18 protein-coding genes are annotated in these 20,366 nt (G+C 74.2%); 9 read left to right on the forward strand and 9 right to left on the reverse strand.

Annotated features, from left to right (window positions below; all coding sequences use genetic code 11):
* Positions 1 to 536: 536 nt before the first annotated feature.
* Genes NMK34_RS06350 through NMK34_RS06365 form a run of 4 tightly spaced genes read right to left on the reverse strand, consistent with a single transcriptional unit; the run spans position 537 to position 6,390 of the window.
* Positions 537 to 1,778, reverse strand: a complete 1,242-nt coding sequence (locus NMK34_RS06350) for an MFS transporter (RefSeq protein ID WP_318332604.1) — start codon at positions 1,776 to 1,778, stop codon at positions 537 to 539.
* Between the two features lie 39 nt (positions 1,779 to 1,817).
* Positions 1,818 to 2,399 (reverse strand): isochorismatase family protein, encoded by a 582-nt coding sequence (locus NMK34_RS06355; protein WP_114919561.1) that lies wholly within the window; start codon positions 2,397 to 2,399, stop codon positions 1,818 to 1,820.
* A gap of 15 nt (positions 2,400 to 2,414) precedes the next feature.
* The gene (locus NMK34_RS06360; RefSeq protein ID WP_318332605.1) at positions 2,415 to 3,701 is read right to left on the reverse strand and encodes a nicotinate phosphoribosyltransferase; all 1,287 of its coding nucleotides are present in this window, start codon (positions 3,699 to 3,701) and stop codon (positions 2,415 to 2,417) included.
* Between the two features lie 16 nt (positions 3,702 to 3,717).
* Entirely contained in the window at positions 3,718 to 6,390 is a 2,673-nt protein-coding gene (locus NMK34_RS06365) for a LuxR C-terminal-related transcriptional regulator (protein ID WP_318332606.1), read from the reverse strand.
* A 223-nt stretch (positions 6,391 to 6,613) separates the two neighbouring features.
* On the opposite strand from NMK34_RS06365, the gene NMK34_RS06370 reads away from it, so the two are divergent.
* From NMK34_RS06370 to rdgB, 9 genes are all read left to right on the forward strand, one after another.
* Positions 6,614 to 8,125 (forward strand): hypothetical protein, encoded by a 1,512-nt coding sequence (locus NMK34_RS06370; protein ID WP_318332607.1) that lies wholly within the window; start codon positions 6,614 to 6,616, stop codon positions 8,123 to 8,125.
* Between the two features lie 115 nt (positions 8,126 to 8,240).
* Positions 8,241 to 8,531: an ATP-dependent Clp protease adapter ClpS gene (gene clpS, locus NMK34_RS06375; RefSeq protein ID WP_018786685.1), complete on the forward strand. Its 291-nt coding sequence runs from the start codon at positions 8,241 to 8,243 to the stop codon at positions 8,529 to 8,531.
* Entirely contained in the window at positions 8,528 to 9,031 is a 504-nt protein-coding gene (locus tag NMK34_RS06380) for a DUF2017 domain-containing protein (protein ID WP_318332608.1), read from the forward strand. Before clpS ends, NMK34_RS06380 begins: the two co-directional genes overlap by 4 nt.
* Before the next feature lie 55 nt (positions 9,032 to 9,086).
* Complete coding sequence (locus tag NMK34_RS06385; RefSeq protein WP_013284357.1) at positions 9,087 to 9,575, forward strand: Mov34/MPN/PAD-1 family protein; 489 nt, start codon at positions 9,087 to 9,089, stop codon at positions 9,573 to 9,575.
* A 67-nt stretch (positions 9,576 to 9,642) separates the two neighbouring features.
* A complete protein-coding gene (locus tag NMK34_RS06390; protein WP_047892373.1) occupies positions 9,643 to 9,981 on the forward strand; it encodes a MoaD family protein in 339 nt (112 codons plus the stop codon).
* Between the two features lie 12 nt (positions 9,982 to 9,993).
* Positions 9,994 to 10,959 carry a PLP-dependent cysteine synthase family protein gene (locus tag NMK34_RS06395; RefSeq protein WP_318332609.1) on the forward strand — a complete coding sequence of 322 codons (966 nt, stop codon included), beginning with the start codon at positions 9,994 to 9,996 and terminating at the stop codon, positions 10,957 to 10,959.
* A 225-nt stretch (positions 10,960 to 11,184) separates the two neighbouring features.
* The gene (locus NMK34_RS06400) at positions 11,185 to 11,931 is read left to right on the forward strand and encodes an MBL fold metallo-hydrolase (protein ID WP_318332610.1); all 747 of its coding nucleotides are present in this window, start codon (positions 11,185 to 11,187) and stop codon (positions 11,929 to 11,931) included.
* Positions 11,932 to 12,002: 71 nt separating this feature from the next.
* The gene (gene rph / locus NMK34_RS06405) at positions 12,003 to 12,731 is read left to right on the forward strand and encodes a ribonuclease PH (RefSeq protein ID WP_269701793.1); all 729 of its coding nucleotides are present in this window, start codon (positions 12,003 to 12,005) and stop codon (positions 12,729 to 12,731) included.
* A complete protein-coding gene (gene rdgB, locus NMK34_RS06410) occupies positions 12,728 to 13,345 on the forward strand; it encodes an RdgB/HAM1 family non-canonical purine NTP pyrophosphatase (RefSeq protein WP_318332611.1) in 618 nt (205 codons plus the stop codon). The genes rph and rdgB overlap by 4 nt, the downstream gene beginning before the upstream one ends.
* Before the next feature lie 67 nt (positions 13,346 to 13,412).
* Here the strand turns inward: rdgB and hutH are convergent, their stop codons facing one another.
* Genes hutH through hutU form a run of 5 tightly spaced genes read right to left on the reverse strand, consistent with a single transcriptional unit; the run spans position 13,413 to position 20,356 of the window.
* Complete coding sequence (gene hutH, locus NMK34_RS06415) at positions 13,413 to 14,951, reverse strand: histidine ammonia-lyase (protein ID WP_318332612.1); 1,539 nt, start codon at positions 14,949 to 14,951, stop codon at positions 13,413 to 13,415.
* Positions 14,948 to 16,114 (reverse strand): imidazolonepropionase, encoded by a 1,167-nt coding sequence (gene hutI / locus NMK34_RS06420; RefSeq protein WP_318332613.1) that lies wholly within the window; start codon positions 16,112 to 16,114, stop codon positions 14,948 to 14,950. Before hutI ends, hutH begins: the two co-directional genes overlap by 4 nt.
* The gene (locus tag NMK34_RS06425; protein ID WP_318336283.1) at positions 16,114 to 17,478 is read right to left on the reverse strand and encodes a formimidoylglutamate deiminase; all 1,365 of its coding nucleotides are present in this window, start codon (positions 17,476 to 17,478) and stop codon (positions 16,114 to 16,116) included. The genes hutI and NMK34_RS06425 overlap by 1 nt, the downstream gene beginning before the upstream one ends.
* On the reverse strand, positions 17,475 to 18,695 hold the full coding sequence (locus NMK34_RS06430) for an allantoate amidohydrolase (RefSeq protein ID WP_318332614.1): 1,221 nt from the start codon (positions 18,693 to 18,695) through the stop codon (positions 17,475 to 17,477). The genes NMK34_RS06425 and NMK34_RS06430 overlap by 4 nt, the downstream gene beginning before the upstream one ends.
* Before the next feature lie 11 nt (positions 18,696 to 18,706).
* Positions 18,707 to 20,356: a urocanate hydratase gene (hutU, locus tag NMK34_RS06435; RefSeq protein WP_318332615.1), complete on the reverse strand. Its 1,650-nt coding sequence runs from the start codon at positions 20,354 to 20,356 to the stop codon at positions 18,707 to 18,709.
* Positions 20,357 to 20,366: the final 10 nt, after the last annotated feature.

Raw genomic sequence — 20,366 nt, forward strand, 5'->3', positions numbered from 1 at the left:
AGGCCGGGCGCCGCACCCCTCATAGGGGCGCGGCGCCCGTCCCTTTCCGCCCGCCCCCTGTCCCCGTCCCTCCCTCTCCCCGTCCCCGCCCGCCTGTCCCCGTCCCCGTCCCCGTCCCTCCCTCTCCCCGTCCCCGCCCGCCTGTCCCCGTTGATCATGAAGATGGCGACAGGTTCGTGCCCGATTTGTCCCCGCCAACCCCATGATCCCGAGGCGAGGGCGGGGGCGCGGAACCAGCCCGGGGAAGTGGTGGGGTCCGGAGCACCTGGACCTAGCCACTTCCCCGTACTGGCCTCTGGCGCTCCGGTGATCAAGGGGTTTGTGTCGTCTTGCCCTGCCTGAGGGGACGCCAACTCCTTGGTCAACTTCGGGAAGGTGGGGTTTGGGTCGAGGGGCGGGGGCGCGGCACCAGCTCGGGGGAGTGGTGGTGTCCGGGGTGCCTGGACCCAGCCACCTCCCCGAACTGGCTCGCCGCCCGCCTGCGGGAGGCGCGAACTGCTGGCGGGGCGGGCGGACGGCGGGACTTCGGCCGGGGGTCAGCGGGAGGCGAGGGCCAGGTCGGGGTCCACGGTCGGGGTGGGGACCGGGGTGCGGCGGTGGCGGATCTCTATCGGAAGCACCGCCAGCGCCACCAGCGCGCCGATCGCGCCGGTGACCACGAAGCCCCACGCGGGCGCGGAGGCGTCGATGACCGCGCCGGCCAGCGGTGCGCCGAGCGCGATGCCGACAGTCACGGCGGAACCGTGCAGGCCCATCGCCAGACCCCGGACGGAGGGCGGGGCCAGCCGGCTGACCGCGTCGGAGGTGGACGCGATGGTGGGCGCGCAGAGCGCACCGGCCGGGATCAGCGCCAGGCAGAGCAGCCACCAGTGCGACCCGCCCAGCCCGACCGGGATGGTGGTGAGGCTCAGCGCGGCCATCAGCGCCAGCGGGGAGAACGAGCGGCGTACCGCGCCGTAGGCGAAGCCGCCGGCCAGCGAGGCGACCGCCCAGGCGGCCAGCACGGCGCCGGTCCAGCCGACCTCGCCGCCCTCTCTGAGCACGGCGACCACCGCGACGTCGGTGCCGCCGAGCACCAGGGTGGCGGCGAGGCTGACCGCCAGAACGGCCAGCAGGCGCGGGGTGAGCCATTCGCGGCGGTGCACCGGGCGCGGCGGACCGGCCGGCTCGTCGGCGGCCCGGATCGGCGGGTCGAGCAGCCAGAAGCAGATGCCGGAGGCGACGATGCCGGCGCCGACCGCCCAGAGCGTCAGGCGCGGCGTGACGGCGGTGGCCAGTGCCACGGCGAGTGCCGGGCCGACCATGAACGACAACTCCACGGCCATCGAGTCCAGCGCGTACGCGGGGCGGCGCTTCTCCACCGGCACGAGCGCGGCGATCGACTGGCGGACCATCGAGAAGATCGGCAGTGCGAGCAGCCCGGCGAAGAATGCGGCCGGTAGGAGCACCGGGTACGGCAGCGTGGGCGCGGCGGACCAGAACAGCGCCTCGGCGACGGTGGTGAGCACCAGCACCGGGCGGAGCCCACGGCGGTCGATGAGCCGCCCGAGCAGCGGGGCGCCGACCGCCGCGCCGACCGTCGACGCGGCACCGACCAGGCCGGCGGCGCCGTAGCCGCGGCCCAGGTCGAGCACCACGTAGAAGGTGAGCGTCACCCCGGTGGCGGTCAGCGGCACACGGGCCAGCACCGACACCAGCAGCAACGATCGGAGACCGGGTAGGGCGAGCGCCTCCCGGTAAGGCTTCAGGTTCACGACGGTCCGTACCTCCGGCGCCATCCTGGGGCCGGGGTACGACACCCGCAAGCGATTACCCGGTCAAGCGGCAGTGATCACAGGCTCGCCCACCATTGTCACCCCGGCGCCGTCGAGCGCCCGCAGCGCCACGTCGAGCGTGTCCGGCGCGACAGCGGCGGTCAGATCGAGCAGCACGGTGGTCCGGAAGCCCTCCCGGGCGGCGTCCAGGGCGGTCGCGCGCACGCAGTGGTCGGTGGCGATGCCGACCACGTCGACCCGGTCCACGTCGTGGCGGCGCAGCCAGTCGGCCAGGCACTCGCCGTCGGGGCCGTGCCCCTCGAAACCGGAGTACGCGGCCGCGTGCTCGCCCTTGTGGAAGATCACCTCCACCCGGTCGGTCACCAGCTCAGGGTGGAACTCGGAACCGGAGGTGCCGACCACGCAGTGCCGGGGCCAGGAGTCGACGTAGTCCGGCGGGTCGCCGAAGTGCGCGCCCGGGTCGACGTGGTAGTCCTTGGTCGCGACCACGTGGTCCCATCGGTCCGGCTCGGCGGCCAGTAGCCGGGAGATGCCGGCGGCCACGCCGGCTCCGCCACCGACCGCGAGGGAGCCGCCCTCGCAGAAGTCGTTCTGCACGTCCACGATGATCAGGGCGTTCGCCATCTGACGGGTTCCTCCTCAGCTCGCGGGTACGACGGTCACCGGTACGGCGGGATCCCCGGCGGAGAGCTTGAGCCCCTCCCACGGGATCGAGATCAGGCACTGGCGCAGGTGGTCCCGGGACTCCTCCAGCGTGGGCAGCGTCTCCGGCTCGCCCGACACCACGTACGAGTGCTGGAGCAGCCGGTCGTTGGGCTGCCGGTCCGGTACGCCCTGCGGCACGATGACCTCCTCGGTGGCGGTGCCGGTGGGCTTGTGCCGGCGGACCGCGACCTTCCGGCCGCCGATGGTGGCCTTGTGCTCGGAGCGCTTGACCACCGGCCGCCCCTCCACCTCGACCAGCTTGTAGACCAGGCCGGCGGTGGGCGCGCCGGAACCGGTCACCACCGCGGTGCCGGCGCCGTACATGTCGACCGGTTCGGCGGCGAGCGCGGCGATGGCGTACTCGTCGAGGTCGCCGGAGACGATGATCTTCGTCTCGGTGGCGCCGAGCGAGTCGAGCAGCTCGCGGGACTGCTGGGCGATCACCGCGAGGTCGCCGGAGTCGATCCGGACCGCCCGCAGCTCCGGCCCGGCCACCGCGATCGCGTTGCGGATGCCCTGGGCGATGTCGTACGTGTCGACGAGCAGTGTGGTGTCCTTGCCCAGCGTGGCGACCTGGGAGGCGAACGCGGCCCGCTCGTCGTCGTGCAGCAGCGTGAAGGCGTGCGCGGCGGTGCCCGCGGTGGGGATGCCGTAGCGCTGCCCGGCGGCCAGGTTGGAGGTGAACCGGAACCCGGCCAGGTACGCGGACCGCGCCGCCGCGACGGCGGCCTCCTCGTGCGCCCGGCGGGAGCCCATCTCGATCAGCGCCCGGCCCCGGGCGGCGGTGACCATCCGGGCCGCGGCGGCGGCGACCGCGCAGTCGTGGTTGAGCACCGACAGTACGAGCGTCTCCAGCACCACGCACTCGGCGAACGTGCCGGACACGGTGAGGATCGGGGAGCCGGGGAAGAACAGCTCGCCCTCGGCGTAGCCGTCGATGTCGCCGGTGAACCGGTAGCCGGCCAGCCACTGCGCGGCCGGCTCGTCCACCACACCGGTACGGCGCAGGAAGTCGATCTCCGCCGGGTCGAACCGGAAGTCTCGGATCATCTCGATCAGGCGGCCGGTTCCGGCGACCACACCGTACCGGCGCCCGGCCGGCAGCCGCCGGCTGAACACCTCGAAGACGCAGCGTCGGTCGGCCGTGCCGTCACGCAGGGCCGCGCTGACCATGGTCAGCTCGTAGTGGTCGGTCAGCAGTGCGGGACGAAGGGTGCTCACCGCCCCAGCCTAGAGTTCAGTCCGGGTCCGCGCCGTCGTGGCCCGGCATCGACCGCAGGGCGGCCCGCAACTCGCCGCGCCCGGCGACGCCGAGCTTGCTGTAGACGCGCTGGAGATGGTTCTCCACGGTGCGGGTCGACAGGAACAGCCGCTCGGCGATGGCGCGGCTGGTCACGCCGTCCGCGGCCAGCCGGGCGACCTCCCACTCCCGCTCGCTGAGCGCCGGGCGCAGCAGCCGCAGCGCCGGGGTGGAGATCTCGTCGCAGCGGCGCAGCAGATCCGCGAGACGTTCCCGGATCGGCCCGGTGGCGCCGGCCCGGACGTGTCGCGTCCGATGCAGGGCCAGGGCGGTCGCCTCGGCCGCGTACACGATCAGCTCCCGGTCGGCGAAGGCGTCGGCGACCGCGAGCAGCGCGTCCGGCGAGCCGTCGACAGCGGCCCGGCCGAACCGGGCGACGAGCGGCGGCAGGACACCGTCGACCTGCTCGGAGAGTTCGGCCAGGCGTTGCGCCACAGTGCGCCGGCCACCGTCGGTGCAGGTCGGCCCGACCGGCGCGGCGGCCTGGTCCAGCCGGACCAGGTCGAGCAGGACGAGCAGCTCGTGCCCGGCCAGGCCGTCCTCGCGCAACCGGTCGGCCAGCGCGCACAGGTGCTTGGTGGCCGCCGGCACGTCACCCGTGGCGGCCTGGACCGCGCCCCGGGCCTGTTCCAGCCACGGGTAGAGCACGGCCATGCCGGGCGCGTGCGTCCGGTCCGCCTCGGCCATCGCGTCGGCCGCGTGCGTCACGTCCCCGCGCAGCGCGGCGGCCTGGGCGCGCTCGGCGTGCGCGAAGCCCGCGTACACCCGGCTGGTGGCGAGCACCGCGCACGCCTCCAGGCTGGTCCGCAGCGCCTCGTCGCCGCGCCCGCGCAGCCGCGCCGCGTACGCCTGCAGGATGGCCAGGTAGCCGGTGCCGAGCCGGAAGTCACCGGCCCCGGCCAGGTCGGCGAACTCGTCGGCGACGATCGCGTCGATGCCGGGCAGGTCGCCGGAGAGCGTCAGCCGGGTGCCCCGGGCCAGCTCCATGGCGAGCTGGAGGTAGGGCATGTCGGCCCGCCAGCACGCCGCCTCGGCCTGCACCCGGGCGATCGCTGTGGCGCTGCGCAGGTATTGCCCCTGCGCGGCCTGGAGGTGGGCGAGCGTGCAGCGGGCCAGCTCCCGGGCGGCCATCGGGGCGGCGGGCCGGTCCAGCACCTCCTGGGCCAGCCGGACCGCGACGTCGACGTCGAGGCGGTGCAGCCGCATGATGGCCTCGAACGCGCGTACCCGGGCCCGGTCGGCGGGGTCGCTCAGCTCGTCGCCACGCGCGGCGATCTCCTCCACCGTGGACTCGCGGTTGAGTCCCCAGTAGCTGACCATGCCCCGGACGGTCAGCCACCGGCTGCGCCGCCGGTCGTCGTGGATCTCGCCGGCGACCTGGTCGAGCACGCCGATCGCCTCGTCCGGCCGGTCGCCGAACATGAGGATGGTGGCGAGCAGTTCGGCCGCGTCGGTGCCGCCGCCGGCCTCCAGCGCCGCGCGGGCCAGCCGGGTGGCCAGCGGCACGTCGTACCTGCCGAACGCCTGCACCGCCGCTTCGAGCAGCAGGGCCACGTCCTGTGCCGTCCCCGAGTCGAGCCGCCACACCGCGACGCGCAGCAGATCCTCCCGGCGGCGCTTGCCGACCTGTTCCAGCAGCCCGGCCAGGGTGGCCTGGAGCCGGCGGGTGCGGCTGACCGGGCAGTGCCGGCGCATCACCTCGCCGTAGAGCGGGTGCGCCAGCCGGACGTTGAGCCGCCGGTCGTCGTGGACCAGCGTGATGAGCCCGCGTTCCTCGGCCGTCTCCACGTCCGCGGGGTCGACCGCCCGTTCCAGCAGTTGCAGGCCCAGCGGCTCGCCGAAGGCGACAAGCTCGACGACCGCCCGGACGCCGGGGGTGAGCTGGCCGATCCGGGTGTCGATCAGCTCGGTGAGGTTGGGCGCCAGCTCCAGCCGGCCGGTCCAGGTCCAGAGCCCGTACCTGCGGTCCAGCGCGTCGTCGGCGGCGAGCACCAGCTCCCGCAGCAGCAGCGGGTTGCCGGCGGAGAGCTGGAACAGCCGGTCCGAGGAGCCGGCGTCGACCGGGCCGCCCAGGATGGCGGCGAGCAGCCCCGAGGTCGCGGTGCGGCACAGCGGGCCCAGTTCGACCAGGTCGGCCAGGTCGTCGGTCCAGAGTGCGCGGATCGGCAGCGGGACCTGTTCGCCGTTGCGCAGCGTCCCGACGACGTACGCGTTCTCCGAGCGGGCGACCAGGTGCACGAGCGCCGCCGAGGGCGGGTCGAGCAGATGCGCGTCGTCGACGGCGAGCACGATGGGCCGGCCGGCGGCCTGTTCCTGGAGGACGTCCAGGGCCCAGCGCAGGATTCCGGCGGGGGAGAGTCCCTGCGGCTGCGAGGCGGGCAGCACCTGGACCAGCCCGCCGAACGGCAACGCGGCGGTGGTGGCGCTGGCGGCGATGGACCAGATCGCGTACCGCTCGGGGGAGAGCGCGGCCACCCCCTCGCGCAGCAGCCGGCTCTTGCCGACCCCGGCGTCGCCGCTGAAGAGCAACCCGCGCCCTTCGGGGCCGCCGACCGCCGACAACAGACGGTTGAGTTCATCAGTACGGCCGACGAACTCCCACCTACTCATCGATGCAGCATATCGACCGTGTTCCGTCCGCGTACGTATCGTCACGCAGTGAAGTTGAGTAATCTGTTCATTACCCGTGAGTACCGGAGTTGTTGGCTGTCGGATGGCCGACACCCTTACTCTTCCGGCAGTCCCCGTAACCAGGGAAGATCCGCGACCGGCACCCCGGTCGCCCGACCGGGAGGCCCACCTGATGACACCGGGTCCGCTCCCATCGGTCGACGTGCCCGACCCGAGCCGTCAGGCCGAGTCCCCCTCCGGAAGCGCCCCGCTGCCGACCCGGCTCGGTGTGACTGCGCCCGGTCCGGACGAGCCGATGGCGGTGGTCGTCGCCGGTCCGGCCGGCGCGAACCGGCGGGAGCTGATCGCCGGTCTGCTCGGGATCGAGGCCGCGACGCTCGCCGTGCCGCCGGGGAGCAACCTGCTGGTCCAGCACGCCGCCACCGCCACCCGCGCCGCGTACGTCCCGGGCTACCGCCAGCCGCACTCCTACGGCGCCGACCCGCTCGCGGCCGGCCCGGCGCTGGCCCGGCCGCCCCGCCGGGTCGAGCTGAGCCTGCCCGATCCGCTGCTGCGGCACTTCGCGGTGGTCGACACGCCTGATACCGGCACGCTCGGCGTGGCCGGCGGCCGGGTGCTGCGCGACGCCGTCGGCCGGGCCGGCGCGCTGCTCTTCGTGATCTCCGCCGACCAGGCGTTCAGCGCGGCCGAGCTGCACCTGCTGGCCGAGGTGGCGCGTACCCGGGTCGAGGTGTTCTTCGCCGTCACGCCCGGCGTGACCGGCCCGGCACCGGGCGACGGCGCGCGGGCCCAGGACCGTCCGGCGTCCGGCCGGGCCGGGTCCGCCCGCCTGCTCGACCCGGTCTCGGTCTCCATCGAGGCGCACCGCGCCGCGCTGCTGGCCGCCGTGCCGGCGCTCGCCCCGGCGCGGTGGTTCCCGGCCCGCCGCGCCGAGCTGCCGAACGTGCGCCGCGCGCTGGTGAACTGGGCCGCCGGCGAGGTGCTGCGACGCGGCAGCGCCCACCCGCCGGTGCCGGTCGGCGGGCACGGCCGGGTGCCGGTGCTCGCCGGTGTCGAGCCGGGTGAGCTGGCCGACGGGATCGACCGGCAGGCCCGCGCCTGCGCCCGCCGGATCCGTCAGTACCTCGCCCTGGAGCTGGCGAACATCCACCTGCGGGTGGTGCAGGAGATCGTCTTCGGGGTCGGCTGCGCCGGCCTGCCGCATATGCTCGACCGGGAGCTGGAGGCGCTGTCGCTGCTCGCCACCGCCCAGTGCGACGAGGCGGTGCGGGGCCTGGTCGACGAGGCCGCCGCCCGGGTCTTCGGCGCGCCGCTGGCCGAGGGCGTACGCCGGCGGATCATCCACGCGGTGCGCTGGGGCCTGACCGACAACCCGGACGTCCCCGAGCTGGATCGGGTGCTCCTGGTCACGAGCACGGCCGGGGTCGCCGGCCTGACCGGCGCGGGTGCCCTGGACGCGCTGGCCGGGCTGCCCGGCGCGCAGCGGGACGAGGTGCTCCCGCCGGTCGGCGTCGCCCTCAACGGCGGCTGCTGGCAGCACTGGCGGGCACCGGGCAACGACGACCCGAACGCCGCCCGTTCCTGGGCCCAGCGCGCGCTGCGCGAGGTCGAGCTCGAACTGTCCCGCGAGGTGTCCCGCCGCTTCGAGGTGATCCGTCTCTCGCTCGGCGGGGTGCTCGCCGATGCGGTCGACCACGGCATCCTGCTTGCCTGACCACGCCGCGGGCACACCGCGACCCGGGCTCGCGTACGCGGCCCGGGCGGGTGACGACGACCGCCGCACCGTTCCGGTTCATCGGTTCCCCGGATCCGGTGGCACGATGGGGGGCATGGCGGCTCCACAGGTTGCGCCGGTCGAGACGCCGGACACCGAAGAGGTGCCGGTCTCCGACCGGCCATGGGTGACCATCGTCTGGGACGATCCGGTCAACCTGATGACGTACGTGACCTGGGTGTTCCAGAAGCTCTTCGGGTACAGCCGGGAGAAGGCGGAGCGGCTCATGCTGGACGTGCACCACAAGGGCAAGGCCGTGGTCTCCAGCGGCGCCCGGGAGCGGATGGAGCATGACGCGGCGCAGCTGCACGCGTACGGGCTCTGGGCGACGGTGGACAGGTCATGAGCATGTTCCGCCGCCGGGGCGACCACTACGTGGCCACGTTCGCGGTCGACGAGGTCCGGGTCCTGCGCAAGGTCGCAGGCGAGGTGGTCGGCCTGCTGACCGACGGCTTCGACCACGGTGACCCGGTGGTCGGGCGGCTGTTCCCCGACGTCTACCCGGACGACGACGCCGGCACCGCCGAGTTCCGCCGCTACACCGAGGGCGACCTGAAGACCGGCAAGATCGACCAGGCGGGCGCCGTGCTCGCCGCGCTGCCCGACGGGGACACCGGTGGCGAGGTGCGGCTGGACGCGGAGGCCGCCGAGGCGTGGCTGCGGGCACTGAACGACGCCCGGCTGGCGATGGGCGTACGCCTGGAGATCAAGGACGGCACCGACCTGGGTGAGGAGCTCGACGACGCGGTCGCCGCCGACCCGGGTTCGTCCCGGGTGTTCCAACTGTCGGTCTACGCCTATCTCGGATATCTCCAGGAATCCCTGCTCAACGCGCTCATCGACTGAGTGGTGACGGTCGCCACCTCGCCGCCCGGCCGGGCCAGGGGCTACGCTTGGCGGCGTGCTGAGCATCGACCGGTCGATCATCGACGCGATCGTCGCCCACGCGCGTCGGGACCACCCGGACGAGGCGTGCGGCGTGGTCGCCGGCCCCGTCGGCAGCGACACCCCGACCCGGCACATCCCGATGGACAACGCCGCCCGCTCCATGACGTTCTACGAGTTCGACTCGATGGAGCAGTTGCGGGTGTGGCGCGAGATGGACGACCGCGACGAGGAACCGGTCGTCATCTACCACTCGCACACCGCGACGGAGGCCTACCCGTCGCGTACGGACGTCTCCTTCGCCGGCGAGCCGGGCGCGCACTACCTGCTCGTCTCGACCCGCGAGCCCGACACCGAGGAGATCCGCTCCTTCCGGATCGTCGACGGCGTGGTCACCGAGGAACCGGTGGAGATCGTGGATGCCGCCGTGGACCCGAACGCCGTCCAGTCCTACATGTTCGGGCAGAGCCCGGCGACGGTCGACTACGAGTGTTCCGACCGCTGACCTTCAGCGCCGGCACCTTCCTTTTCCCGTCACCTGGCACGATCCCGAACGAGGAGCACGAGACACCATGGCCATCGAGGTTCGCATCCCCACCATCCTGCGTAGCTACACCGGCGGCGCGAAGGTCGTCGAGGGCAGCGGCGACACGCTCGCCGACCTGATCGCCGACCTGGACTCCCGGCACGGCGGCCTGAAGGCCCGCCTGGTCACCGACGCGGGCGCGCTGCACCGGTTCGTCAACGTCTACGTCAACGACGAGGACGTCCGCTTCCTCGGCGCGCTCGACGCCAAGCTCAACGACGGCGACAGCGTGACCATCCTGCCGGCCGTGGCCGGTGGCGCGTTCGGCTTCGCGGCCGCCGCGGCGATCGCCTCGCACGCGGTCTCCACGCGCGCCGCCCGCTGAGGGGGCCCCGCGATGGCGCGGTACGACAGTCTCCTCGACGCCTGCGGCGGCACGCCGCTGGTCGGGTTGCCCCGGCTCTCGCCGACGGTCCCGGCCGGGGCGCCGCCGGTGCGGCTCTGGGCCAAGCTGGAGGACCGGAACCCGACCGGCAGCATCAAGGACCGCGCGGCCCTGTTCATGGTGCGCGCGGCCGAGGAGTCCGGCCGGCTGCGTCCGGGTGACACGATCCTGGAGCCGACGAGCGGCAACACCGGCATCTCGCTGGCGATGGTGGCGAAGCTGCGCGGCTACCGGCTGGTCTGCGTGATGCCGGAGAACGTCTCCACCGAGCGGGTGCAACTGCTCCGCATGTACGGCGCGGAGATCATCTTCTCGCCGGCCGCGGGCGGCTCGAACCAGGCGGTCGCGACCGCGAAGCAGATCTCCGCCGAGCACCCGGACTGGGTGATGCTCTACCAGTACGGCAACGAGGCGAACGCCCGGGCGCACTACGAGACGACCGGGCCGGAGCTGCTCCAGGACCTGCCGGGCATCACCCACTTCGTGGCCGGGCTGGGCACCACCGGCACGCTCATGGGCACCGGGCGCTTCCTGCGGGAGAAGGTCGAGGGCATCCAGATCGTGGCGGCCGAGCCGCGCTACGGCGAACTGGTCTACGGTCTGCGCAACATCGACGAGGGCTACGTGCCCGAGCTGTACGACGCCGGGGTGCTGTCCCGCCGGTTCTCCGTGGGCACCCGGGACGCGGTGCTGCGTACCCGGCAGCTCGTCGAGGTGGAGGGCATCTTCGCCGGGTTCTCCACCGGCGCCATCCTGCACGCCGCGCTCGCGGTGGCGCACGAGGCGGTCCGCGACGGCCGCGGCGCGGACGTGGCGTTCGTGGTCTGCGACGGCGGCTGGAAGTACCTCTCGACCGGCGCGTACGGCGGCACCCTCGCCGACGCGGAGGAGGCCCTGGAGGGCCAGCTCTGGGCCTGACGGACCGATGGCCGGTCCGGTCGGTGGCGTGCCCGCCGGCCGGACCGCCGGTCTCGTCCGGAGCGGACGTGTATGGGTGTCACGTTGATGACAACTTCCGGCAGATGATTCTTGCCCGACCGGGGCGACGCGTAGGCTGCGCAGCGTGGCGAGCGCGTCGGTAGAGATCATCGGCGGTGTCGCCGCCGGCGCATCGACTACTCATGGTGAGATCGAGGCCACCGGATGAGACTGACCGTCCTCGGCTGCGCGGGCAGCTTCCCGGGCCCCGAATCCCCCTGTTCGGCCTATCTCATGGAAGCCGAGGGCTTCCGGCTCCTGATCGACTTCGGTGTGGGCTCGCTGTCCACGCTCCAGCGCTACGTCGGGCTGCACGCCCCCGACGCCATCCTCCTCACCCACCTGCACTGCGACCACATGTTCGACGCCGTGTCCTACGTGGTGGTACGCCGGTACGCGCCGGACGGCCCGTACCCGCCCCTGCCGATGTACGCCCCCTCCGGCGCGCCCGACCGGCTCGCTACCGCGTACGGGCAGGAGGAAGGCTCGGTGGAGGACGTCTACCAGTTCTACGGCCTCCAGCCGGGCACGTTCCCGATCGGCCCGTTCTCCGTCACCGTCGACCGGATGAACCACCCGGTCGAGACGTACGGGGTGCGGCTGGAGCACGGCGGCCGGGTGTTCTGCTACTCCGCCGACACCGCGCCCTGCGAGGCGCTGCTGCGCCTGGCCCAGGACGCCGACGTGTTCCTCTGCGAGGCGAGCTACATGGACGGCGTGGAGAACCCGCCGGACCTGCACCTGACCGGCCGGGAGGCCGGCGAGGCGGCCACCAAGGCGGGCGTGGGGCGGCTCCTGCTCACCCATCTCGTACCCGCGTGGGGCAGCGAGTCGCAGACGGTGGAGGCGGCGGCCGGGGCGTACGCCGGGCCGCTGGACGTGGTCCGGCCCGGCGCCTGCTACGAGGTCTGAGCCCGGCGGCGGCCCTGTCGTCGGCGGGCACCCGCGGGCGGTGCGATCACCGCACCGCATAGGGTGCAGGCATGGCGCGACCTGACGGGCGGCGGCCCGACCAACTCCGACCGGTGACCCTGACCCGGGGCTGGAGCACCCACCCGGAGGGCTCGGTGCTCGTCGAGTTCGGCGCGACCCGGGTGCTCTGCACGGCGAGCGTCACCGAGGGCGTGCCCCGCTGGCGCAAGGGCTCCGGGCTGGGCTGGGTGACCGCCGAGTACGCGATGCTGCCCCGGGCCACGAACACCCGCTCGGACCGGGAGAGCGTCCGCGGCAAGGTCGGCGGGCGGACCCACGAGATCTCCCGGCTGATCGGCCGCAGCCTGCGCGCCTGCGTCGACCTGAAGGCGCTCGGCGAGAACTCGATCGTGCTGGACTGCGACGTGCTCCAAGCCGACGGCGGCACCCGTACCGCCGCGATCACCGGCGCGTACGTCGCGCTGCACGACGCGGTGACCTGGCTGGCCGAGCGCAAGGCGCTGGCCGGCAAGGTGGAGAAGGTGATGCACCGCTCGGTGGCCGCGGTGAGCGTCGGGGTGATCGGCGGCGAGGCGATGCTCGACCTCTGCTACGCCGAGGACGTCACCGCCGAGGTCGACATGAACGTGGTCTGCACCGGCACCGGCGACTTCGTCGAGGTGCAGGGCACCGGTGAGGCGGGCGTCTTCGCCCGCGACCAGCTCGACGCGCTGCTCGACCTGGGTGTGGCGGGCTGTCTGGAACTAACCGACGCGCAGCGGAAGGCGCTCTCGTCATGAACAAGGTCCTGCTCGCCACCCGGAACCGGAAGAAGCTGGTCGAACTCCAGCGGATCCTGGACGGCGCGCTCGGCGCGCACCGGATCGCCCTGCTCGGGCTCGACGACGTCGAGGAGTACCCGGAGCCGCCGGAGACCGGCCTCACGTTCGGCGAGAACGCGCTGATCAAGGCGCGGGAGGGCTGCCGGCGTACCGGCCTGCCGACCATCGCCGACGACTCCGGGCTGGCGGTGGACGCCCTGAACGGCATGCCCGGTGTGTTCAGCGCCCGCTGGTCCGGCCGGCACGGCGACGACCACGCCAACCTCCAGCTCGTGCTGGACCAGGTCGCCGACGTGCCGGACGAGCACCGGGGGGCGGCGTTCGTCTGCACCGTCGCGCTGGTGCTGCCCGGCGGCAAGGAGCACCTGGTCGACGGCCGCCAGTCCGGCCGGCTGCCGCGCGCGCCGCGCGGCGACGGCGGCTTCGGCTACGACCCGATCTTCCTCGGTGACGGGCAGGAGCGGACGAACGCGGAGCTGACGCCCGAGGAGAAGGACGCGGTCAGCCACCGCGGCAAGGCACTGCGGGAGCTGGCCAAGCTGGTCGCGAAGGTGCTCCCGCCCGCCGCCTGAGCCGCTCCCGCCGGGCGCCCGGCCGGCGCACCGGCTGGACGCCCGACCGGACGCCGGATCGGCCCGCTCAGCCGAGCGGGCCGATCTCCCGCTCGATCGCCGCGCGCAGCTCCGGGCCGCGTACCACGTCCCGCGCGGACTCCATGAGCGGCGCGAGGAACACGTCCGGTCCCGGCTCGCCGATGGTGCGGCCGAGCACGTCGAGCGCCGCCCGCCCGGCCGGTGACGGGGTCAGCGGCGCGCGGAGCTGGAGCCCGCGTACGGCCGCCAGCAGCTCCACCGCGAGCAGGCTGGTCAGGTTGTCCAGCACGGTGCGCAGCTTCTTGGTGGCCGCCCAGCCCATCGACACGTGGTCCTCCTGCATGCCGCTGGTCGGCAGCGAGTCGATCGAGGCGGGCGCGGCGAGCCGGCGGTTCTCCGCGACGATCCCGGCGGCGGTGTACTGAGCGATCATCAGCCCGGAGTTCACCCCGGCGTCCGGGGACAGGAACGCGGGCAGCTCCCGCGAACGGGTCACGTCCAGCAGCCGGTCCACCCGCCGCTCGGCGATGGCGCCCACCTCGGCGGCGGCGATCGCCAGGTAGTCGGCGGCGAAGCCGAGCGGCGCGCCGTGGAAGTTGCCCGTCGACTCGACCCGCCCGTCCGGCAGCACCACCGGGTTGTCCACCACCGACAGCAGCTCCCGGCCGGCCACCACCTCGACGAAGTCGAGCGTGTCCCGCGCCGCGCCGGCGACCTGCGGGGCGCAGCGCATCGAGTACGCGTCCTGCACCGCGTGCGCCAGGTCGTCGCGGTGCGAGTCCATCACCGCCGAGCCCTGCAACAGCCGATGGATGTTCGCCGCCGAGGCGGCCTGGCCGGGGTGCGGGCGGATCGCGTGCAGCTCGGGCAGGAACGGCCGCTCCGAGCCGAGCATCGCCTCGATTGCGAGCGCCGCCGTCACGTCCGCCATGGCGAACAGGTGCCGGGCGTCGGAGACGGCGAGCAGCAGCATGCCGAGCATGCCGTCGGTGCCGTTGATGAGCGCCAGCCCCTCCTTGGCGGCCAGCGACACCGGCTCGAGCCCGACCCGGCGCAGCGCGTCGGCGGCCGGGATGCGGTCACCGGCCGGGCCGAGCACCCAGCCCTCGCCGAGCAGCACCAGCGCGCAGTGCGCCAGCGGCGCCAGGTCGCCTGATGCGCCGAGCGAGCCGTGCTCGGGCACCCACGGGGTGACCTCGTGGTTGAGCAGGTCGACGAGCGCCTCGGCGACCAGCGGGCGGACTCCGGAACGGCCGAGCGCCAGCGAGCGGACCCGCAGCAGCATCATGGCGCGTACCACCTCGCGCGGCATCGGCGCGCCCACCCCGGCGGCGTGCGAGCGGATCAGCGCGTGCTGAAGCTCGGCCCGCCGCTCCGGGGCGACGAACGTGTTGGCCAGCGCCCCGAAGCCGGTGGAGACGCCGTACACCGGGCGGCCGGCCGCCTCGATGCCGTCCACGATGGACCGGGAGGTCGCCATGGCCTCGGTGGCGGCCGGGTCGAGCACGACCTTGGCGGTGCCGCGGGCCACCGCGAGCACGTCGGCGGCGGTGACGCCGGTGGACAGGATGGTCACGGTGGTCATCGCGGTACTCCGTTGTGCAGGACCTGGCGGATCAGTGGCACGCCCGGCCGGTAGGCCAGGTGCAGGTGGGACGGGGCGTCGAGGACGATCAGGTCGGCCCGCGCCCCGGTGGTCAGCCGCCCCACGTCGGTGCGGCGCAGCGCCGCCGCCCCGCCGGCGGTCGCGGCCCACACCGCCTCCGCCGGGGTCATCCGCATCTCGCGTACGGCGAGCGCGACGCAGAACGGCATCGACGACGTGTACGACGAGCCGGGGTTGCAGTCGGTGGCGAGCGCGACCGTCACGCCCGCGTCGAGCAGCCGCCGGGCGTCCGGGTACGGCGACCGGGTGGAGAACTCGGCGCCCGGCAGCAGCGTGGCGACCGTCTCCGAGCCGGCCAGCGCGTCGACGTCGGCGTCGGTCAGGTGGGTGCAGTGGTCGACGCTGGCCGCGCCCAGCTCCACGCCGAGCCGTACGCCCGGCCCGGGGCCGAGCTGGTTGGCGTGCAGCCGTACGCCCAGACCGGCGGCCTGCCCGCAGGCGAGGATCGCGCGGGCGTGGTCGGCGTCGAACGCGCCCCGCTCGCAGAACACGTCGATCCAGCGGGCGTACGGCGCGGCGGCGGCGAGCATCGGCCCGCAGACCATGCCCACGTAGTCGTCCGGGCGGTCGGCGTACTCGGCGGGGACGACGTGCGCGCCGAGGAACGTGGTGTCCTCGGTGAACTCGGCGGCGATCCGCAGCGAGCGGGCCTCGTCGGCGACGGTGAGGCCGTACCCGCTCTTGATCTCGACGGTGGTGGTGCCCTGCCGCAGCATCTCCGCGTGCAGCCGGCCCACAGTGGCGCGCAGGTCGTCGTCGGAGGCCGCGCGGGTGGCGCCCACAGTGGTCCTGATGCCGCCGCCGGTGTAGGGCTCACCGGCCATCCGGGCAGCGAACTCGGCGGCCCGGTCCCCGGCGAAGACCAGGTGGGCGTGGCTGTCCACGAAGCCGGGCAGCACCGCCGCGCCACCGGCGTCGATCCGCCGGTCGGCGGCGGGCGCGTGCCGGGCCGGGCCGGTCCAGGCCACCTCGCCGTCCTCGATCAACAGTGCGGCGTCGCGCCGGACGCCCAGCGGGTCGCCGTCGCGGCCGTCGTTCGTGACCAGCTCGCCGATGTGGTCGACGAGCAGGCTGCCGCGCATCACGAGTCCTCCTTCGCGGTCACCGCCGCGATCGCGTCCCGCAGCTCGGTGGGTACGTCCACGGTCAGGTGCCGGCCGCCGTCCACCACGGGCCGGCCGTCCACCACGACGCTCGTCACGTCGGCGGCGGTGGCCGCGAAGAACGCGCCGACCGGCGGCACCCCGGCGGTGCGGGCGCTGTCCAGCCGTACCGTGACCAGGTCCGCCCGCTGCCCGACGGAGAGCCGCCCGGCGTCGCCCCAGCCCAGCGCGGCGTGCCCGCCGACGGTGGCGGCGCCGACCAGCTCGGCCGGCGTGAAGTGCCCCCGCCGCCGGGTACGCAGCCGCTCGTCCATCTCCAGCGCGCGGGCCTCCTCGAACAGGTCCACCACCGCGTGGCTGTCGCTGCCCAGGCTCAGCGGGCTGCCCGCGTCGGCCATCCGGCGCACCGGGCCGGCCCCGTCGGCCAGGTCGCGTTCGGTGGTGGGGCAGACGCAGACCCGGGTACGGCTGTCGCCGAGCAGCGCCACGTCGGCGGCGGTCGGGTGGGTGGCGTGCACGGCTGTGGTGTGCGGGCCGAGCACGCCGTGGTCGGCCAGCAGCCGCGTCGGCGTGCAGCCGTGCACGGCCCGGCAGGCGTCGTTCTCGGCCGGCTGCTCGGACAGGTGCACGTGCAGCGGCAGCCCGTTGCGGTCGGCCCAGCCGGCCACGGTGGCGAGCTGATCGGCCGGGACCGCGCGCACCGAGTGGATGGCCGCGCCGAGCCGGACGTGGTCGTCGGCCGGGCGGAACGCGTCCACCCGCGCCGCCCAGCGCAGCGCGTCGCCGTCACCGAAGCGGCGCTGTGGCCCGGCCAGCGGTGTGCCGTCCACGCCCCCGGCCAGGTACGCGGTGTCCAGCAGCGTGAGCCGGATCCCGGCGTGCGCGGCGGCCTCCACGAGGGCGGCGGACATGGCGTTCGGGTCGTCGTACGGGGTGCCGCCGGGACCGTGGTGCAGGTAGTGGAACTCGCCCACGCAGGTGATCCCGGCCAGCGCCATCTCCGCGTACACGGCGCGGGCCAGCGCCAGGTAGGAATCGGGGTCGAGCCGGATCGCGACGGCGTACATCAGGCTGCGCCAGGACCAGAAGTCGCCGCGCCCGTCGTGGGTGCGCCCGCGCAGCGCCCGGTGGAACGCGTGCGAGTGGGCGTTGGCGAGGCCGGGCACCGTCAGGCCGGGCAGCCGGACCGCGTCGCCGAGCACCTCGACCCCGGCGGTCGGCGGACCGTCCACGGTCAGCGGGGTGACAGCGGTGAGCCGCCCGTCGGTCGCCTCGATCAGCACGTCCCGGGTGGGCTCGGCGCGGCCGGGCAGCCAGGCGTACTCGGCCAGCCAGCGGGTCAGCGGCATGCCAGCTCCTCCAGCACCCGGGCCAGGGCGGCCACCCCGGCGGCGCAGTCGGCGTCGGTGGCCGCCTCGGCGGAGGAGTGCGACACCCCGGTCGGGTTGCGCACGAACAGCATCGCGGTGGGCAGGTGCGCCGCCAGCACGCCCGCGTCGTGCCCGGCGCCGGTGGGCAGCACCGGCGCGTCGAGCAGCGCGGCCAGCCGGTCGGCCAGCCCGCGGTCGAACGCGACGAGCGGGGTCGCCGACTCCTGCGTGCAGGTCAGCGCGGTGCCGTCGCGGCCGGCCCGGTCGGCGGCCTTGGTGCGTACCGCCTCGACCAGACCGTACAGCGTCTCCGCCTCGGCCGCCCGCGCGTCCAGCCAGCCGGTGACCCGGGATGGGATCGCGTTCGTGGCGTTCGGCTCGACCGACACCCGGCCCACCGTGGCGTGCGCGTCGCGCAGCCGGGCCTCCTTGTTCGCCGCCAGCACGGTGAACGCGTAGGTGAGCATCGGGTCGCGGCGGTCGGCCATCCGTGTCGTACCCGCGTGGTTTCCCTCGCCGGTGAAGTCGAACCGCCACCGGCCGTGCGGCCAGATCGCGGAGGCCACCGCGACCGGCGCGTCCAGGTCGACCAGCGCGCGGCCCTGCTCGACGTGCAGCTCCACGAAGGCCGCGAAGCGGCCGAGCAGCGCCCGGTCGGCGCCCGCCGGCCGCTCGCCGAGCGCCTGCGCGAAGGTCGTCCCGGCCTGGTCGCGCAGCCCGGCCGCGCGGTCGATGTCGATCTCGCCGGTGAGCAGCCGAGACCCCAGGCAGGGTACGCCGAACCGCGCGCCCTCCTCCTCCACGAACGCGGCCACCACCACCGGCCGGTCCGGGGTGAGGCCCGCGGCCCGCAGCTCGTCCACGGCGAGGAACGCGCTGACGATGCCGAGCGGACCGTCGTACGCGCCGCCGTGCGGCACCGAGTCGAAGTGGCTGCCGGTCAGCACCGCGTCGCCGGCGGCCGGGTCGCCCCACCAGGCGAACAGGTTGCCGTTGCCGTCCTCGGACACCGGCATCCCCCGCCGGTCGGCCTGTTCCCGGAACCAGCCGCGCAGCGTGCGCTCCGGTTCGGTGAGCGCGTAGCGCAGGTAGCCGCCGCTGCCGGCGTCCCGCCCGACCGGGGCGATCTCGTCCCACAGCTCCCGGAACCGGTTAGCAGGGGACCCTTCACATGCAGAATGCGTTAACAAGGGGCCCTTCCTTACGCTTCGGCCATCGGGACGCGGACGCCGGTGCGCTCGGCGACCGTGCGGGCGTCGTCGTAGCCGGCGTCGACATGCCGGATGACGCCCATCGCCGGGTCGTTGGTGAGCACCCGCTCGATCTTCTGCCCGGCCAGCTCACTGCCGTCGGCCACGCAGACCTGGCCGGCGTGGATGGACCGGCCGATCCCCACGCCGCCGCCGTGGTGGATCGACACCCAGGACGCGCCGCTGGCGGTGTTGACGAGCGCGTTCAGCAGCGGCCAGTCGGCGATCGCGTCGGAGCCGTCGGCCATCGCCTCGGTCTCCCGGTACGGGCTCGCCACGCTGCCGCAGTCCAGGTGGTCCCGGCCGATCACCACCGGGGCGCTCAGCTCGCCCGAGGCGACCATCTCGTTGAACCGCACCCCGGCCCGGTCGCGCTCGCCGTAGCCGAGCCAGCAGATCCGCGCCGGCAGGCCCTGGAACGCGACCCGCTCGCCGGCCATCCGGATCCACCGCGCCAGGGACTCGTTCTCCGGGAACAGGTCGAGGATGGCGCGGTCGGTGGCGGCGATGTCCTTCGGGTCGCCGGAGAGCGCGGCCCAGCGGAACGGTCCCTTGCCCTCGCAGAACAACGGCCTGATGTACGCGGGCACGAACCCGGGGAAGTCGAACGCCCGCTCGTACCCGCCGAGCTTGGCCTCGCCCCGGATCGAGTTGCCGTAGTCGAAGACCTCGGCGCCCGCGTCCAGGAAACCGACCATCGCCTCCACGTGCTTCGCCATCGACGCCCGCGCCCGGTCGGTGAACTCGGCCGGCTTGGCCGCCGCGTAGTCCCGCGCGTCGCCGAGGTCCACGCCCTCCGGCACGTACGACAGCGGGTCGTGCGCGCTGGTCTGGTCGGTGACGATGTCGATGGCGACGCCCCGGCGCAGCAGCTCGGGGAAGACGGTGGCCGCGTTGCCGACCACCCCGACGCTCAGGGCCCGCCGGTCCCGTTTCGCGGCGAGCGCCCGCTCGACCGCGTCGTCGAGCGAGTCGGCGATCTCGTCGAGGTAGCGGTCGTGCGCCCGCCGCTCCAGCCGGGTCCGGTCCACGTCCACGATCAGGCAGGCGCCGCCGTTCATGGTGACCGCCAGCGGCTGCGCGCCGCCCATGCCGCCGCAGCCGGCGGTGAGCGTCAGAGTGCCGGCGAGCGTGCCCTCGAAGCGCTTGGCGGCGACAGCGGCGAACGTCTCGTACGTGCCCTGGAGGATGCCCTGGGTGCCGATGTAGATCCAGGAACCGGCGGTCATCTGCCCGTACATGGTCAGGCCCAGCGACTCCAGGCGGCGGAACTCCGGCCAGGTGGCCCAGTCGCCGACCAGGTTGGAGTTGGCCAGCAGTACGCGCGGCGCCCACTCGTGGGTGCGCATCACCCCGACCGGGCGGCCGGACTGCACGAGCATCGTCTCGTCGTCGCGCAGCTCGGTCAGCGTGCGCACGAGCGCGTGGTACGACGGCCAGTCCCGGGCCGCCTTGCCGGTGCCGCCGTAGACCACCAGATCCTCGGGGCGCTCGGCCACCTCCGGGTCGAGATTGTTCATCAGCATCCGCAGGGCGGCCTCCTGCGGCCACCCCTTCGCGGTGCGTGCGGTGCCGCGGGCGGCGCGGACGGGCTGGTGCATCTCGTACTCC

Source organism: Micromonospora sp. BRA006-A (assembly GCF_033433935.1).
In the GTDB taxonomy this organism is placed as follows: domain Bacteria; phylum Actinomycetota; class Actinomycetes; order Mycobacteriales; family Micromonosporaceae; genus Micromonospora; species Micromonospora aurantiaca.

What these genes read in the sequence shown, in the direction of transcription:
- NMK34_RS06350 (WP_318332604.1), bottom strand. Translation starts at nt 1,778, where the DNA reads ATGGCGCCGGAGGTACGGACCGTCGTGAACCTGAAGCCTTACCGGGAG.
- NMK34_RS06380 (WP_318332608.1), top strand. Translation starts at nt 8,528, where the DNA reads ATGAGCATGTTCCGCCGCCGGGGCGACCACTACGTGGCCACGTTCGCG.
- rdgB (WP_318332611.1), top strand. Translation starts at nt 12,728, where the DNA reads ATGAACAAGGTCCTGCTCGCCACCCGGAACCGGAAGAAGCTGGTCGAA.
- hutI (WP_318332613.1), bottom strand. Translation starts at nt 16,114, where the DNA reads ATGCGCGGCAGCCTGCTCGTCGACCACATCGGCGAGCTGGTCACGAAC.
- NMK34_RS06395 (WP_318332609.1), top strand. Translation starts at nt 9,994, where the DNA reads ATGGCGCGGTACGACAGTCTCCTCGACGCCTGCGGCGGCACGCCGCTG.
- rph (WP_269701793.1), top strand. Translation starts at nt 12,003, where the DNA reads ATGGCGCGACCTGACGGGCGGCGGCCCGACCAACTCCGACCGGTGACC.
- NMK34_RS06390 (WP_047892373.1), top strand. Translation starts at nt 9,643, where the DNA reads ATGGCCATCGAGGTTCGCATCCCCACCATCCTGCGTAGCTACACCGGC.
- NMK34_RS06400 (WP_318332610.1), top strand. Translation starts at nt 11,185, where the DNA reads ATGAGACTGACCGTCCTCGGCTGCGCGGGCAGCTTCCCGGGCCCCGAA.
- hutH (WP_318332612.1), bottom strand. Translation starts at nt 14,951, where the DNA reads ATGACCACCGTGACCATCCTGTCCACCGGCGTCACCGCCGCCGACGTG.
- clpS (WP_018786685.1), top strand. Translation starts at nt 8,241, where the DNA reads ATGGCGGCTCCACAGGTTGCGCCGGTCGAGACGCCGGACACCGAAGAG.
- NMK34_RS06355 (WP_114919561.1), bottom strand. Translation starts at nt 2,399, where the DNA reads ATGGCGAACGCCCTGATCATCGTGGACGTGCAGAACGACTTCTGCGAG.
- NMK34_RS06365 (WP_318332606.1), bottom strand. Translation starts at nt 6,390, where the DNA reads ATGAGTAGGTGGGAGTTCGTCGGCCGTACTGATGAACTCAACCGTCTG.
- hutU (WP_318332615.1), bottom strand. Translation starts at nt 20,356, where the DNA reads ATGCACCAGCCCGTCCGCGCCGCCCGCGGCACCGCACGCACCGCGAAG.